The 15,768-nt window shown below is 69.1% G+C and carries 14 protein-coding genes and 1 pseudogene; 5 read left to right on the top strand and 10 right to left on the bottom strand.

From position 1 onward, the window contains the following. Nucleotides 1-57: 57 nt before the first annotated feature. Nucleotides 58-384, top strand: a complete 327-nt coding sequence (locus tag ACH4S7_RS20675; protein WP_398522666.1) for a hypothetical protein — start codon at nt 58-60, stop codon at nt 382-384. A 263-nt stretch (nt 385-647) separates the two neighbouring features. On the opposite strand, the gene ACH4S7_RS20670 is transcribed toward ACH4S7_RS20675, so the two are convergent. Next, nucleotides 648-803, bottom strand: coding sequence for a hypothetical protein (locus ACH4S7_RS20670; protein ID WP_398522665.1), 156 nt, complete (start codon nt 801-803; stop codon nt 648-650). Between the two features lie 165 nt (nt 804-968). Continuing rightward, nucleotides 969-1,613, bottom strand: a complete 645-nt coding sequence (locus ACH4S7_RS20665) for a hypothetical protein (protein ID WP_398522664.1) — start codon at nt 1,611-1,613, stop codon at nt 969-971. A gap of 1,201 nt (nt 1,614-2,814) precedes the next feature. Between ACH4S7_RS20665 and ACH4S7_RS20660 the strand changes: the two genes are divergently transcribed. Further along, on the top strand, nt 2,815-3,396 hold the full coding sequence (locus tag ACH4S7_RS20660; RefSeq protein WP_398522663.1) for a hypothetical protein: 582 nt from the start codon (nt 2,815-2,817) through the stop codon (nt 3,394-3,396). A gap of 216 nt (nt 3,397-3,612) precedes the next feature. Further along, nucleotides 3,613-4,245 (top strand): hypothetical protein, encoded by a 633-nt coding sequence (locus ACH4S7_RS20655; RefSeq protein WP_398522662.1) that lies wholly within the window; start codon nt 3,613-3,615, stop codon nt 4,243-4,245. 147 nt (nt 4,246-4,392) lie between these two features. Here the strand turns inward: ACH4S7_RS20655 and ACH4S7_RS20650 are convergent, their stop codons facing one another. Continuing rightward, complete coding sequence (locus tag ACH4S7_RS20650; RefSeq protein ID WP_398522661.1) at nt 4,393-4,941, bottom strand: hypothetical protein; 549 nt, start codon at nt 4,939-4,941, stop codon at nt 4,393-4,395. Between the two features lie 304 nt (nt 4,942-5,245). On the opposite strand from ACH4S7_RS20650, the gene ACH4S7_RS20645 reads away from it, so the two are divergent. Next, nucleotides 5,246-5,683 (top strand): hypothetical protein, encoded by a 438-nt coding sequence (locus ACH4S7_RS20645; RefSeq protein WP_398522660.1) that lies wholly within the window; start codon nt 5,246-5,248, stop codon nt 5,681-5,683. 446 nt (nt 5,684-6,129) lie between these two features. Beyond that, nucleotides 6,130-6,609, top strand: a pseudogene (locus tag ACH4S7_RS20640) (hypothetical protein). Nucleotides 6,610-7,142: 533 nt separating this feature from the next. Here the strand turns inward: ACH4S7_RS20640 and ACH4S7_RS20635 are convergent. The 7 genes from ACH4S7_RS20635 to ACH4S7_RS20605 form a co-directional block, all read right to left on the bottom strand. After that, nucleotides 7,143-8,372 carry a nitrate/nitrite transporter gene (locus ACH4S7_RS20635; RefSeq protein ID WP_398522659.1) on the bottom strand — a complete coding sequence of 410 codons (1,230 nt, stop codon included), beginning with the start codon at nt 8,370-8,372 and terminating at the stop codon, nt 7,143-7,145. Between the two features lie 276 nt (nt 8,373-8,648). Then, nucleotides 8,649-9,041: a RidA family protein gene (locus ACH4S7_RS20630; protein WP_398522658.1), complete on the bottom strand. Its 393-nt coding sequence runs from the start codon at nt 9,039-9,041 to the stop codon at nt 8,649-8,651. 1 nt (nt 9,042) lies between these two features. Continuing rightward, a complete protein-coding gene (locus ACH4S7_RS20625; RefSeq protein WP_398522657.1) occupies nt 9,043-9,813 on the bottom strand; it encodes a cyclase family protein in 771 nt (256 codons plus the stop codon). Nucleotides 9,814-10,240: 427 nt separating this feature from the next. Further along, on the bottom strand, nt 10,241-11,050 hold the full coding sequence (locus ACH4S7_RS20620) for an enoyl-CoA hydratase/isomerase family protein (RefSeq protein ID WP_398522656.1): 810 nt from the start codon (nt 11,048-11,050) through the stop codon (nt 10,241-10,243). Then, nucleotides 11,040-13,046, bottom strand: coding sequence for an acetoacetate--CoA ligase (locus ACH4S7_RS20615; protein WP_398522655.1), 2,007 nt, complete (start codon nt 13,044-13,046; stop codon nt 11,040-11,042). The genes ACH4S7_RS20620 and ACH4S7_RS20615 overlap by 11 nt, the downstream gene beginning before the upstream one ends. Then, nucleotides 13,040-14,371: an amidase gene (locus ACH4S7_RS20610; protein ID WP_398522654.1), complete on the bottom strand. Its 1,332-nt coding sequence runs from the start codon at nt 14,369-14,371 to the stop codon at nt 13,040-13,042. The genes ACH4S7_RS20615 and ACH4S7_RS20610 overlap by 7 nt, the downstream gene beginning before the upstream one ends. Before the next feature lie 53 nt (nt 14,372-14,424). Further along, the gene (locus ACH4S7_RS20605; protein WP_398522653.1) at nt 14,425-15,657 is read right to left on the bottom strand and encodes a DUF1116 domain-containing protein; all 1,233 of its coding nucleotides are present in this window, start codon (nt 15,655-15,657) and stop codon (nt 14,425-14,427) included. Nucleotides 15,658-15,768 lie beyond the last annotated feature (111 nt).

Here is a 15,768-nt window from a genome sequence, read left to right as displayed (position 1 = left end):
CGCGCTCCCGCTGGCAGGAGACCTACGCCGGACCGCTGCTGGAGCGGCCCTTCCGGCATGACGTTCTCGATCGTGGCCCGTATGCACCTGATGGTGACTTTCGTGCTGGTGATGTGTGTGGCGTTGTGTTCGGGTATCTGTGGGGCGGCTGGACGGCGGCTCTGGTGGCTGGGGGAGTGGCTGGGCTGGGTGCGGGGGATCGGCCCCTGGCTCTCTCGCCGCCCTATGACGGCCTTCCGCCAGCTCGCGTCTTCGCCCGTGGCTCTCGTGGTTCGGCAGGCTGACGGGTATGGGGAGGGCATCGCCGGCGGGGTCAGCGCTGCCATCGTCGTGTACCAGGCCGCGGTCTTTCCCCTCACCCTCAACGGGGTCACCGGCGAGTAACGGGCGTTTTGCCGTACCGTCGCGCCGGCTCGCCGCGTTTGACGGACTGCCCCGTGCGGTGCGGGTGTCGGCTGCCGCAGTTCTGGAAACCCTCGCCCCCGGCCTGGACGCCGACCACGCCCAGGCCGCGATGACCGCCCTGCCCTGACCCTCACGGCCTACGACGACCGCGCCCGCTGACCCGCCCGCCGTATCGGACGCAGGCGCCGGATCTGGACGCAAGGGGCAGGGGTGAAGCACCAACACCGGGGTGGGCAGGCGGGCTACAGGTCGACGTGGCTCTCGGCGCGGCTCGCGAGCTGCGCGGCCAGGTCCTCGGTGCCGATGCTGTCGACGTCGTCGTGGGCTGGGAGGTACGCCTTGAGTGCGCGCTGGAGCACGGAGGTGAGGGAGGAGCGGTCGTTGTCATCATCGCCCATGTGCGCGTTCCCGGCAGAATGCGACCGGCCGGGAAGCGCTGTTGAGCCGTCCGGGCCGGGTGCCCAGGTGGAGGATCGGCGTGCCCAACGCCTCAGCGATCCAGGCTGGCCGTCACCGACGCGTACATCGGCCCCGGAGCTGTCGGGAGGGCCGGTCTTCCGTCTTCATGCGCAGCCCATGCCTTCGTTGACGGCTGGCCATGCCTCCACCCCGTCAGGGGTGCGGATATAGGCATTGGATCCGTCGGCCGCCAGCGACAGTTCCCAGTGTTTCAGCCGGTAGCCGGTGTTAAGGGCGTCGCCGGGCATGGTCACGTTCCCGTCGTAGCGGGACTTGAGCATCTCGGAGGGGAGCACTCCGTCCGGGTCCCGGGCATACATTCGCCGGTCCGGTTCCGCGCCTGCCTCCAGGAAGTGGGCCTCTTGCCAGTCGCAGTGCTCCGGACCGGCGCGGCTGCTTAGCTCGCCGACGGGCACACGTTCCCCGTCGCGGTCGGTCCAGACCTCGTACGACTTCGATTCGGCGAAGCCGACCGGCATTTCCGCCGGGTCGCACCAGGCGGAGGTCTCTGGTCCCCACCCAGGCCGGTCCGCCCGGTTCCTGGCGACGATCACGGCGACCTTAGTTTGACCTTTTACATCGAAGGAGTAGAGCACCCGCTCCCCTTCTGTCCTTTCCACGCGGTAGCCGAAGAGGGGCACTTCGGGCTGCTCCATCTCAAAGAACAGCTTCAGCCCCTCCTCCGGGGACTCACCGCCGTCCTGCTCGCTCCAGGGCCCGGAGGCCCCGCCGCCGTAGAGCTTCGCCACGCACTGCACCGCCCGTCCGGCCGCCCCCGTTCCCCATGATGACGGGTCGTACGCCGTCTCTTTTCCAACGGCCTCTTCGCCCCCCTTGTCCTCTATCCACAGCGGACCCCGGTACGGCGACGGCGCGGGCGATGCCTCCGAGAGCACCGGGCTCCCGCCGCTCTCCGACCCGCACCCCACTGCCCCCGCCGTGAGTACCAGTCCCGCCAGTACGCCCATCCCGACTCTGCGCATATATTCCTGACCCCAGTCCCAGTGGCTCCGGCTGCCCGCACGCTCGGCATCGTGCCGTCCGCTCGTGCGGCCCACCAGAGCAATTCCGGCCCTCCGCTCGTCCGGCCCACATCACTCGGATATACGGTGCGCCCGACACGTTCGGGACGGCGGCGCACTGACCGGTCCTCTCGGCCGGTCCAGGGGTGATCGTGTCGCGGTTCACGGCCGAGACCTGGCGGCGCCTTGTCCTGAAGTAGAGCAGCCACCCGGGCCGCGGCGATCTCGGTCAACCTGGCCACATGCGTTCCTCGTCCGGCCAGGACTGTTCCCACCAGGATCCGGTGACGGCGCGGACGGCCTCGAAAGCCGCCGCCCCGGTGGGGGGAGCGGCGCAGTAGCCGGACACGCCCGCCGCTGGGTGGCGATCACCTTCGGGCACCGGCCAAGGGGCACGGGCGTACCGCTGCTCCCGGGCAGGCAAGTTAACCAGTAAGGGTGGCATACGCACACTCGCTCCTCGGGGACCAGATGCAGGCGGGCGGGTGTCTGGTGCGAGCAGCAGGACAGGCCGGACACGCGGGCCCCATGGGGCGACGGCGTCCTCGCCATGCATCAGCCGCCCGAGATCGGCCCGGCTCCGTACTTGCCAGCCTGCTCCTCCAGTGCCCGCCGACGACGCTTTGGCCGCTAAACAACCTGCTTCAGCCATCCGCCACAGTCAAGACGAGCGGCAGCATCGACTCAGACCCCACGCAGCCGGCAGGTGCCGCTCATCGCCGTCGGTGTTTCCACCAACCAAGCTCCCTGCGGTCATCCGCGTGGGCGGGGTCGCCGGCGCCGCTATCATGATCGATTCAACTCTGGGGGAACGATCGTGCGAATATCATCTGGTACTACGGCATTCGGCGTTGCGTGCATCGCGCTGGCCACGGCGCTGTCGGGATGCTCCGAGGGCGCAGAGTCGCGGGAGCGGTCGGCTGCGCAGATGCTCGGTGAGGCGAACAAGACCATGAAGTCCCTCCAGGCGGTGACGATCACCGGGCGCGTGACCATGGAGGAGGACCGCTGGGGTTCCACTCGGATGAGGACCGACCTGAAGGGCACCTGCTCCTTCACGTCAGCTGGCAGCACAGGCGAGAAGCTTGAACAGATCCGTATCGGCGACACCGACTACATTCGGCCGAACCTGAAACACATGCAACTCTCCGGCATGGTCACCAAGGGCCTGAAGGACCAAAAGAACTGGGCCAAGACGACCGTCGACCCGGCCACACCTGCCGGCGAGAACGGACTGACCGACTGCACCCACCACTTCGCCTCGTTCGGGAAGGCCGTCAAGGGCAAGAGCGGCAAGATCGACGGAGTGCCGACGACCAGCCTGATCGTCACCGACAAGGCGGACAAGGGGTCCACGTACACCTTCCACGTGGCGACCGAAGGCAAAGCCCATATCTACCGGGTCGTGTACAAGAGCCCCGACTTCCGCAACGTTACCTCCTTCAGCGACTTCGACACCCCGCTGAATGTCGAGCCCCCGAAAGCCAACGTGGTCGACCTCTCCGACTGACGAACAGACCGTAGGCGCGTACCCCGTGAAACAGGGTCACCCAAGCCTGCGGAGCGGACCGCGACCAGTACCCCTTCCTGACGGACACCGTTGCCGCCTGGCTGAACGCTCCCACACCCGGCTGGCGCACGGACACCGGCCGCGGCAAGGACCGGATGGCCGGCCACTTCGTCCACCCCCGCAACCCCGTCGGCCGCTACCAGGGCCACCGGTTGGATGAGCACGGCGCAGGTGGCGCAGGCGCTGAACCGGTCCCGCGCCTTCCTCGCCGCGTCCAACCTGAACCCGGGAGTACTGCGCGGCGAGCGCCCCAGCAAGGCGATCGCGCTGATCAACCCCCACCAGCAGGACGTGAAGGACTATCTGGGGGCTGCCTTCCGCTCGCCGGACCGGACGAACAATCCACTGATGCTCTTCAGCCGGTTCAAGCCGGAGCAGGTACGCCTCGTCGGGGACCAGGTCAGGACACGAGGACGCATGACGTTCCGGGAAGGTGACGACCGCGCGCTCCGGGTAACCGCCGACGTCACCTTCGTGTACCCCCTCGCGCGCTCGGCGGGCGGCGACGAGGTCGCGCGCACCATCGTGCGACGCGAGGTGGTGGTCGACTGGGACAACCCCACGAAGGTGCTCACCCAGCCCGGAACGCTCTCCCTCGTCTCCTACCCGGTCCACACCGCCAACGGTGGCTGCGGCCCGGTCACCGGCTACTTCGCGCCGCAGTTCAGCGCGGAGTTGGCAGTATTCGGCGACGGACCCCGGGTCGACTCGTACGACCGCAGCACGCCCATGACCGAGCGGCTGCGGCAGCCGCAGAGGCAGGAGTGTGAGACCGCCACACGATCGTGAACGTCCCCTGGACATGCGGTGTATCGGATGCGGAAGGGGCAGGGCTTGAGTGGTCGGGGTCATGCCCCCGGGAAGCGACAGGCCAAGGGCTGTCCCCTTATGGTCCTGCGCGATGGCGTCGGGGGCGGTTGCCGACCGGCGGTGAAGTCAGTCGAGGCAGGTCGCCCATGCCGTGAGTGCGGCGAAGTCGTCGGTGGTGAGGCCGCATCGGGGATCGACTCGGTGCACTAGGGCGGGACCGTGGTGGTGGTCCTTCACCCAGGCGCGATCGGCTTCTGTCACCTCATCGTCGACCCAAGCGAAAGCGCGGCCCTTAGCCCACGCGACGATCTCCGGCGTCTTCCAGAACACACCACCGCCGGGCTCGGGCCTCGGAGAGGACCAGGCGATGAAAGGCAGCTCGGGCAGTCCCAGGACTGGCGCGATGAAACCATTGGCCTCCTCCTCCCAGGTGCTCGCCCACACCAGGTCGAAGGGAAGGGCCTCCAGCGCCGGACCGTGATCCGGGTTGAGCCACACCCGCAGCGGCTTCACGTGCTTGTGCGGCAGCCCCCACTCCATCAGCCGGCGCCGCTCGGCGGCCTCCCAGTGAGGCGTCAGCAGACGGTGCGTCTGATAGCCCTCAGGCCGGCGCTGCGGCTTCGCGGCATACGGATTCAGCGGTCCGTCCACATCCACCAGCAGTGCTGGGCGCACCGGTTCATCCCCCCTCTTGGTTCTGCGTCGTACCGTACCGGCCAATGGCGAGACCGCCACCGCAATTCCGGCACGTAGGGGTCTGATCGAGTCCGGGGTGGCGGGGCGATCTTGATGCGACTGCAGTGATCACGGCGGCGGAGTCGTGTTGGACAGCCCCGTTCATAGCCGGGTCCCACCCTGGTCGGGGCGGTGCGTGACGTGGACGAGTTCGAGGTTCCCGCGCCGGGTTCGCAGACCCGAACGAGTTTCATCCGTCGCAAGGTATTGCGTTCATCGCAATTTGTTGCGTAATCTGTAATGCATGAACATCTACGACGACATCGCCGCGATCGTGTACGCCATGCCGGAGCCGGGCGACATTCCGGAGGACGTCTACAGCGACGTCCGCCACGACGTCGAATCCGCCCGCGAGGAACTGGTCCTCAACCTGGAAGGCGCCTCGGACTCCGACCCGGAGGGGAATGAGCCGCTGATGTCCGCCATCGGTGCCGCCCGCTCGCGCAAGGAGCAGGCCGAGGCCGAGATTCGCCGACTGGTGGCCTACGGGAGGGAGTTCACCCGCCCCCGCCCCTACAGGCTGGCCGACCTGGCCGCTGCCTCCGGCATGTCCGTCTCCGGAGTCCGCACCTGCTACGGACACGGTGACGTCGCCGCGGTCGAGCGGGCGACCGCGCGCAAGCCGCGGGAATGGCGGGCGGCCGACCCCGCCGACCCGCCCGAGGCCGGGACCCAGGCGTGACCGCCTGGCCGGAGGTCCCGGCAGGGTGCGTGTGCCGGAACGCTTGGGCGGAACTCGTGACCGTCATCGAGGGTCGGCAGTTGGCAGCCCTCCCGTCCGACAGCCTCGGGCCGACCTCCGCGCTCTACCTGGCCTACTGCGCTACCTGCGGCGACGAGTACCCAGGGCCCTGGCGGCTCGCGCCCGGCCGCGCCAGTGCGGCATGAGGAGACCGCCACGTTTGCGGCTGTGTCATCACGCACCTGACGAGCGCGACCACCGACGATGTGCCCCGCGCCCTGCCAGCAACCGGACGGGGACGGACCGCACACGCCGGTGACCTGCCCAAGACCCCGTCCTCAGCCGGAGAGTCCGCAGACCGGGAACCGAACAACCCCGACCGCTGCCGACGGTGCCCCCGGCACAGGAGGGCGTGCGACGCGATGAACGATTCCCCCTGGTGAGGCATCGGGCCGCTCATTCCGTTCGGGGCCGTGGCCCAGCCGTATCCGACCTGTGCGACGGGTTCTGAACCGGCTGGTGCCGACGCGAATCCGCTCCTGACCAGGATCAATCCCGAGCACGGACCCCGGCTGGCGGCACTCCCGTGCGAGCTCGTCTGGGCGACGACATGGATGGCGGACGCGAACGAGTGCATCGCGCCCCGCATCGGTCTGCCGTAGCTGGCCGTGGTGGCCTGGCCGGAGCCGTCCGACATCGATGACCAGGACGTACGGAACGGACTGCACTGGAAGACCCGTGCCCTCGTCGAGTGGGCTGCGGGACGCCCGTTCGCCTGGGCCGATGACGAGGTGACCGACATCGATCGGTCCTGGGTCGCTGCCCATCATCAGGGGCCGGCCATGCTCCATCGTGTCGATCCCTGCCATGGCCTGACTGACCGCGACTATGTGGCTCTCGACTCGTGGCTGAGGCAACCGACCTGACGGCTGGAGAAGATGAAGAGGCCGCGGGAACGAACTGGAGCTTTCGGCTCGGCGCCGCTGCGCCCAAGGGGTGCGTTGAGCTTGCCGACAGAACTGGAGTACGCGGAATGCGCGGCAGGGAACTTCCCGCAACGCAGGCGAACGGGCGGCTGGACGCCCAGTGGTACCTGCACGAGTGCTACCTGGACGAAGGCGTGGACCGACGCGACGAGCCTGCTGTCCTGGTGCGGTGGAGCGATCCGGGCAGGCGGGAAGCCCTTCAGGGTGATGATGCCTGTGGACTGGCATCGGGCAGGGGTCGGTATGCCAAGCGGGCGAGCTGGATGCTGCGTGGTGACGCGCGAGCGGTCGGGTACAAGCCGTGTGTCCGCTGCGGTGGTGCCGGTCTGACGGCTCGCCCCGTACGGACGCGGTGTCGGAGGTAGCGGCCTGTGCGGAACCCGGATGCCTCCCCCCCCGGGGGGGGGCAGGGGCGTTTAGCCCGTCCAGCAGGTAACAGACACCGAGGGTGGCGGTCCTGCACATCCGAGGGGTCAGGCAGTGCCCGTGGTCCGGGAAGGAATGCTGGTGGGGGCGGGTGCCGGTCCGGGACGGCCGAGCAGGCCGATCAGCGTGGTGAGTACGGAGAAGACACCCAGCGTGACCCAGCCGGCGCTGTAGCCTGCGGCGGGGACCACCTTCCCGAAGACCACGGGGCCGATGAAGCCGCCGATCGCGGCGAGGGTGAGCATGACACCCACCGCGGTGCCGATGTGCTCGGCGTCGATCCGGGACACATTGGAGGGGACACAGAGCCATGCCGGGAAGCCGAAGAGGAACAGGAATCCGATCAGGGCCGAGAGGAACCACAGCAGGGGGGCCGAGCGGATGGGCACCAGGAACAGGGCGGCGCTCATCGCGAGGAATGGCACGACCATGACCAGGCGGTAGTTTTTGAGCCGGTCCGTTACATACCCGCCGACCAGGCTGCCTGGAATCCCGGCCAGGGCGAACACCGCTCCGAGGGCCCCCGCTTGGCCGCTGCTGAATCCGAGCTCGTCGATCGCGTACTCGCCGATCAGCTGCGACACGGTGATGTACGCGCCGTACACCCCCACGATGGCTCCGCCGTAGATCCACAACTGCCGGTCCCACAAAGCCTTGGTGAGGCCCGAACGGGTGATCTCAGTACCGGCGAGACCGGCCACACCGGGCGGGGTGCTGAACCACGCGGCGGCGGCAGCGGCGACGATGAGGTTGAGGACCCCGCAGGAGACCAGCATCGTTCGCCAGCCGAAGGCATCGGTGAGGGCGACGCACCCGTACAGCCCTAGCGCGGTTCCGACACTGAAGGCGGCACCGCCCGTGATGCCCAGGGCGAAGTTGATCTCGTGGTGCCGGAACCAGACGGTGACTGCGCCAACCGACACCGAGAGGAAGATGGATCCGCCGATACCGGCGATCACGCGGTAGATCGCGAGGTCCGTGTATTCGACGGCGATCCCGGAGAGTATGCCGCCGACGCTCTGCAGCACGATACCGAGGACGAGCGTGCGCTTCAGCCCCAGCCGGGTGGCGAGAAGTCCGGCAGGAACATGGACGACGCCGTATCCGATCAGGAAGAGGGCGATCAGGAAGGCGAGCTGCGTGAATGAGGTTCCCAGTTCTTCGCTGATCGGTGTGAATGCCGAGGCGATGTTGAACCAGTTCAGCGTCAGGCCCACATACCCGGCCACCAGGAGGGCGAGCATGTGCCATCGGGTGGCATAGATGTCTTCGGACATGGGCGGGGAACATCCCTTCTCGAAGATGTGGTGCCCCTGAGAGCGGCACATGGGATACCCGGCTGTCCCCCCGCCGGGAGGCGCAGTCGTCGCGGATGAGCAGGAGACGCCGTAGGCGGATGGCTCCGTGGAACTCGATCCGTCGCCGTCCGGGCGGGTGGGGGAGAGCGGCGCCCGACCCGGTGACGGTTGGTGTCAGGAAGTCGGAGCCGGCCTGCGGGCGGTGCGGATGCCCGGTGCCTCCCCCACGTCCTTGCCGGGGGAGGCACTCTGCGGCTAAGGCTTCTTCACCGCGATCGCCTCGAACTCGACGATGAGGTCCGGCTGCACCAGCCCCGTGACGAACACGAAGGTTGAGGGCGGGCGGGTCGGCAGCCACCGGTCACGGACCGACCTGATCTCCTCCAGCGCCTCGGGTTTGGCGATGAAGCCCGTGATCTTGACGATCCGGTCCATCGAGCTGCCGGCGGCCTCCAGGGTGCGGGCCATGTTGGTGAAAGCCTGGTCGGTCTGAGCGATGGCGTCGTCCGCGCCGACCACGTCTCCCTTTTCGTCCCAGCCGATCTGTCCTGATGTGAAGACGAGTTCGCCCACCGTGCCCGCCCAGTGCCAGGCGGTCCCGGAGAGGACTTTGGGCACCTCGGTGACGAGGGTGAGGTCCCTGGCCATGTCAGGCTTCGTCGACGATCGCGATCGCGCGTACCGGGCCGGCGGTGCCACCTGCGATCTTCAGGGGCATGGCGATCACCTGGAAACCGTGCGGCGGCAGTTGGTCGAGGTTGGCCATCTTCTCCATGTGTACGTACTCCTTCTCCAGTCCGAGCAGGTGGCAGGGCCAGAGGAACTTGGGGTCGTGTCCGTGCTCGTGGTAGTCCGCGGCCCACGCGGCGTACGGTCGGTCGTAGCTCCAGGCGTCGGTGCCCACGGTGGTGACGCCCTGGTCGAGCATCCACTCCAGTGCCTCGCGGCTCATGCCGCCGCCCCGGGTCGTGTAGACGTCCGAGCCGAAGTACTTGTCGTTGCCGGTCATCGACAGCACGATGTCGCCGGGCTTGAGCGTGTAGTCGATGTCGCGGAACTTCTGCTGGAGTTTCTTGAGGGACACCTCCTCGCCGTCCGCACAGTCCTGGATGTCGATGACGACGCCGTCGCCGATGCAGCGTTCGAGCGGCCATTCCTCGATGGTCTTCGGTCGGGAGCCATCGGCCATCCGCGGACCGAAATGCCACGGGGCGTCCATGTGTGTGCCTGTGTGGTCCGTGATGTCGAGGTTGCAGATGGCGTACGCCTCACCGGGGGTCGGCCAGTCCTGCGGGTCGATGTCGTAGTTGTCCTTGTTCCACTTGGCTCCCTCCGAGTGGGGGACGAGCGTCACCCCCTTGCCGTCGAGGGTCGGATCGGTGTCAACGGTCATCGAGAGGTCGACGATGCGGTTGGCCATGGGGCTTGCGCCACCTTTCCTCCATGACTCCGTATCCACTTAGTGGATACGGAGTCATCTAGTTGGATACTGTGTCCGAGACGGTAAATGTGCGGACGGAGTCTCGTCAATGGCTATGCGGCGCCTCTTCCAACTTGCCTCCGGCTCACCCCCTTCGCCCGCCGTGAACAGCGGAAAGAGATCTATCCCCGCCCGCCGGGAGCCTTCCGTTTCCACACAGGCCCATGAGGGCGGCGTACGGATCGTGCGAGGCGCGGCGGCGATGGCGAGGCCGCGGGGGACGGACACCGTGGTGCGTTCTCTTGTGTTCGTCACTGACCAGCACGGGAGGGCGGGGCACACGACCGGTGGTGGGCTCCGTGGTCATCACTCTGTCGAAAGCGCGACGGACCTGCCGCTGTACGCGCCCCTTTCGCCTGCTCGGACCTCACCTGTCCCGGAGGTCGGGGCCGACCGGACGCGACGCACCGCTGCGGATGAACGCCTCCACCCCTGTGCGCAGTTCGCCGTCCGGAGCGAAGCAGGCCCGGCGCAGGCGGCCGGCGTCGAGTGATGGGCGATGCGGCGCCGGATCGAGTACGCCACCGATGATTCTTTTGTTGGAGGCGCTGGCCAGCGGTGCGAGCCGGGCCGCGCGCCGAGCCAGTCGCAACGCGACGTCGACATGGGCACCGTCGTCGGCCAGCTCCGCGACGGCTCCCGCCCGCCATGCGCGGCTCGCGTCCACCCGCCGTCCCAGTAGCAGCATCTCGCGCGTCAGGGAGCCGCCCCAGACCGAAGCGAACCGGCGCACCCCGGTGTCGGAGTACACGAGGCCGAGATCGCCGGCCGGTACGGAGAAGAACGCGTCGCGGGTGGCGACGCGAGCGTCGCAGCAGGAGGCCAGCTCAAGGCCGCCCCCGAGGGCGGGTCCGTCGATCGCGGCGACGATCGGATACGTACAGCTCTCCATCACATCGAACACCGCGTGCGCGGGATGGGCGATCAACTGTTCGGCGAGCTGCTCCCAACGCGGGCCGGCGACGCTGCGCAGGTCGTAGCCGGCGCAGAACGCCGGTCCGTTGCCGGTGAGGACCACTGCGCGGGCGTCGAGGTCACTGAGCACACGGGTCAGTTCGTCGAGGGTCCGGGCGTCGAGTGCGTTCCGCCTGCCGGGCCTGTCGAGTGTGACGACGGTGATGCCCGGTTCCACCTCCTCGACGCGGACGGCCGGGCACGGGCCCGGCTCAGTGCGCACGCCGGTCCGCCCTCTCCTCGGCCAGCCGCCGGAAGGGTTCCAGCGCCTGGGGGTTGACCACGGCATCGCGGTCGACGACGCTGTCCAGCTCGGCCCCCATCAACAGCCGTTTCATCGGAACCTCCAGGGGCTTGCCCGACCGAGTGCGCGGCACTTCGTCGATCCGGTGCACGGCGTCGGGAACGTGTCGTGGGGAACAGTCCGTGCGCAGCCGCACGGTGATCGCGCGCTTCAGCTCCCCGTCCAGTTCCTGTCCGGCCGCCAGGACCACGAACAACTCCAGCCGTGAGTTCGTGTCCGGTCCTGCGATGTCCAGAGCCAGCGCGTCGACCACCGCGTCGAGCGTCAGCACGGACCGGTAGAGCTCGCTGGTGCCCATGCGGATCCCGCCGCGGTTGATCGTCGAGTCCGAACGGCCGTGGATGACCACCCCGCCGTACGGCGTGATCTCGATCCAGTCCCCGTGCCGCCACACAGGCGGTTCGACCGGGTAGTGGCCGAAGTACGCGTCGTGGTAGCGCCTGCCGTCGGCGTCACCCCAGAACATCACCGGCATTGAGGGCATCGGCGCCGTCAGTACGAGTTCGCCCACCGCACCGATCACCGGGCGCGCCCCGTCGTCCCAGGCGGCGATGGGCGCGCCGAGTGACCGGCGCTGCAACTCCCCCCGTACCACCGGCACCGTCGGAACGCCTCCCACGAACGACGTGCACACATCGGTGCCGCCACTGGACGAGAACAGCCACAGGTCCGGGCCGAGTTCCTGGTAGACCCAGTCGAAGACTTCGGGCGTGAGCGGTGACCCCGTCGAGCCGACCGCGCGCAGCCGCCACAGGTTCCTGCCGTCCCGTGGTCGCACGCCGTCGGCGCGGCACGCGGTCAGGAAGCCCGCGCTGGTGCCGAAGCACGTGGTCCTTGTCGTGGCCACCACGTCCCACATCGCCTCCGTGTTCGGATGGCTGGGACTTCCGTCGTAGAGGACGATCGTGGCGTCGGTGAGCAGGCCGCCGACGAGGAGGTTCCACATCATCCACCCTGTGCTCGTGAACCACAGAATCCGGTCGTCCCGGCGGGCATCGATGTGGAGATGCAGCTTCTTGAGGTGTTCGAGCACGATGCCACCGTGACCGTGCACGATCGGCTTCGGTACACCCGTCGTTCCTGACGAGTAGAGAATCCACAACGGGTGGTCGAAGGGCACCCGTTCGAACGCCAGGGGCCTTCCGTCGGTGCAGAAGTCGTCCCACGGGGCGGCGGAGCGGAGCCCGATGAGTGATCTGCCGGGACGCAACTGGTCGACCACGGCGACCCGGTCGAGCGTCGGCAGGCCGTCGACTATCTCACGCACGACGTCCAGGCGGTCGAACTCCCGTCCGGCATAGCGGTATCCGTCGACGGTGATCAACACCGAGGGGTCGATCTGCCGGAAGCGGTCCAGCGCACTCTTCGCCCCCATCTCGGGAGCGACGACTGACCAGATGGCCCCGAGGCTCGTCGTCGCCAGCAGAGCGACCACCGCCTCGATCGTGTTGGGCAGGTAGGCCGCGACCCGATCGCCCCGGCCCACGCCGGCGGCCACGAGTCCGGCCCGGGCCCGCGTCACGCGGTCAGTCAATTCTGCCCAGGTGACCTCGACCGGCGGCTGTGACTCGGACGCGCACACGATCGCCACCCGCCCGGGGTCGTGTCCGGTGAGGATCTGCTCCGCGTAGTTGAGGGCGACATCGGGGAACCACCGGGCCCCGGGCATGGTGCGTCCGGTGAGCACCCGCGTCGGGTCGCCGTCGGCACGCACCTCGAAGTGGTCCCAGATCGCCTTCCAGAACCCCTCGATGTCGTCGACCGACCAGTGCCAGAGCGCGTCGTAGTCACCGAAGTCGACGCCCCGGTGCCGTGCCAGCCAGTGTCGGAACCGGGTGAGCCCACTGGCGGCCGCCCACTCCTCGGAGGGCGTCCACAGTACCGGTGGCGTTTCGTTGGTGGCTGCCTTCAGCATGTGACGGCCTTCCACAGGCGCTCGGAACAGTTCATGAGCTGGTGGTCCTCTCCGTGCGGGGCGATCAGTTGGAGCGCGATGGAGGGGGCGCCTGGGCCGAGGGGTACGGAGATCGCCGGCCATCCGTACGCGCCGGCCGCGCGGGTGAACCGTGAGGCGTCCAGGACCGCTGCGGGCTCGGCGAGGGCAGGTGGCAGGATCGCTGCCGTGGGCAGCGCGACGACGTCGACCCGGGCGAACGTCGTTGATGCCTGACGGGTGGTCAGTGCGACGGCCTCCCTCGCCCGCATGTAGGTGGCGGCGTCCATCCGGGTGCCGAGGTCGAGGGCGAACAGCAGGTCCGGTTCGTCGGGCGCGACACGGCCGGCCCAGTACGCCGCCATCTCATGGGTGAGGACACGCCCCGCCCCCCGTGGCCGGAGTTCGAAGGGGACCTCGACGATCGTGTGACCGAGGTCAGCGAGGCGCTCCATGGCGGCCCCGAACGCCCCGGCGACTCTGGCATCCATCGGACCGTGCGTCTCCAGGCCGGTGGGAACGCCGATGCGCGGGCGCCGATCGGCGCGGTCCGGGCCCGTCACTCCCAGTACCTCGGCGGCCGACCGGCAGTCGCGCACCGAGGTGGCGAACACGCCGACGGAGTCCATCGAGGGAGCCAGCCGGGCGCAGCCGTCCAGTCCCACGCCGCCGTGGGAGAACTTCATGCCGACCACTCCGCACCAGGCCGCCGGCACCCGCACGGATCCGGCCGTGTCGCCGCCGATCGCCAGCGGAACGATCCCGGCAGCGACGGCCGCGGCGGACCCGCCGGACGAGCCCCCGGGCAGCGCGCCGGGCACGGCGGGGTTGCGGCACGGCGGTCTTCCCGGAGCCTGTCCGGTCATGCTCCAACCGAGTTGGTCCATCGCCGTCTTGCCGATGACCACGGCGTCCGCCGCGCGCAGCCGGGCGACGGCCTCCGCGTCGCGCTCGGCCCGGTGGACCGGGGTCCGCAGCCCCAGCGTGGTGTCCAGCCCGGCGATATCGAAGCTGTCCTTCACTGCGACCGGTACGCCTGCCAGCGGTCCCAGTGGCTCCCCGCGTGCGGCACGGCGGTCGATGTCGCGCGCCGCCTCCACGACCGTCGGGTCCACCGACCAGAACACGCCGTCGGCCGCCACCGCGGCCGCCAGAGCCCGGCGGCACACTTCCTCCGCCGATCGGGCACCGGCCCGCACGGCCGTCGAGATCGCCGTCGCATCGTGGTGTGTACGGCGGTCGGGCCCGCCGTCCCGGCCTGTCGGGCCCTCCCGGGCAGTACGCGCGGACCGTTCATGGATCGCCATCCTTCTCCCTGGTGCTTTCCGGCGGTGTACGGGCGGTGGGGTCTCCGGCTGCGTCAGGCCGATGCCGCGGAGGGTGCCGCCAAGGTGTCGCGCGCCGTGAGGAACGGCTCGATCGGCAGCCGGGTGAGGCCCGCGCCGACCTGGCCGATTCCCGGTTCACGGTGGGCGAAGCCGTTGTTGACGATGGGGGTGATCCCGGTCCGGCAGACGAGGTTGACGTCGATGCCCACGGGTGTGCCGGCGAAGGCGTCGGAGGGGATGAGGAACCGTTTGCTGCCGCCCCGGCAGATCCGCCGCATCGAGCGGACGAGTTCGACGGCCTCCTCGTGCGTGCCGCCGATGAAGGAGCTGATCGCCGGCGCCGCGGTCAGGGCGAACGCGCCGAGGCCGATGGTCTCGGTCATGAAGGAGTCGCCCATCGCGGGGCAGGCGTCTGCGGTGGTGAAGCCGGAGAACACCTTCGGTCGCCCGGTCGGAGCGGGCGCGGTGAGCCAGCCGTCCACGCCGCTCACCCGCAGCCCCATGCGTCTGCCGTTCGAGCACATCGCGGTGACCAGCCCGGGCGCGTCCGCCGCGGCATGTGCGGCGTCGCCGATCACTTTGCCGGCGGCCATCGAGAAGGACAGGAAGGTGTGCGGGTTGCCCGCGAGGAACTCCAGGACAGCAGCGGCGGTCTCCGGGTCGGGGGCCCTGCGGACCACGGCCGGCGCGAGCCTGGCCAGCAGGGCGGCCGTGCCGGCGACGTTGCGGTTGTGACACTCGTCGCCGCGGCGCAGCCCTTCCGCCTGTAGCGCGACGACGTCGACCCCGCCCACGGCGGTGAGTGCGTCATCGAGTACGGGGGAGAGGGTGTCGCCCATCCATCTGAGGCGTGCCACCACCCGATCGCTCGTCGCGCCGAACCGTAGGGCCTCGCCCAGACCTTCGTTGAGGGGGGAGAACGCCCTCCGTCCGTCAGCCCCCTCCACCTCGACGACGGGGATACGGGGGGAGATGATGCCGGCCATCGCGCCCACCGCGCCGGCAGAGTGGCACGGTGCCAGTGTCACCCCACCGGAGTCGAGTAGTTCCTCCGCCGCCCGCAGGTCCTCGGCCTCGCCTTCGAGGATGAGCGCGCCGAGGACGGCGCCGCGCATCGGGCCGACGAGGTCGTCCTGTCCCAGCGGGGGGCCCGCGTGCAGGAACCTCCTGGGGCCGACGGCGTCCGTGATGTCGCCCGCCCGTCGAACCCTTCTCGCCACTGCCGGCGCCTCGGACAACAGTGTCCAGCCGTCACTGATACTCATACCTGCTCACTCCTGCCGTCTGGGGGAATCGAAAGCGCTCGGCCGTCGCCGACCTGCCGCTACGGCGGGGAAGGTTCGGCCTGGTCCGCGCCACCACGGCCGACACGAAGC

The sequence above is a fragment of the Streptomyces sp. NPDC020965 genome (assembly GCF_044333555.1).
Classification (GTDB): Bacteria; Actinomycetota; Actinomycetes; order Streptomycetales; family Streptomycetaceae; genus Streptomyces.
The sequence above is the reverse complement of the archived record's forward strand: the minus strand, read 5'-3'. Positions and strand labels throughout refer to the sequence as shown.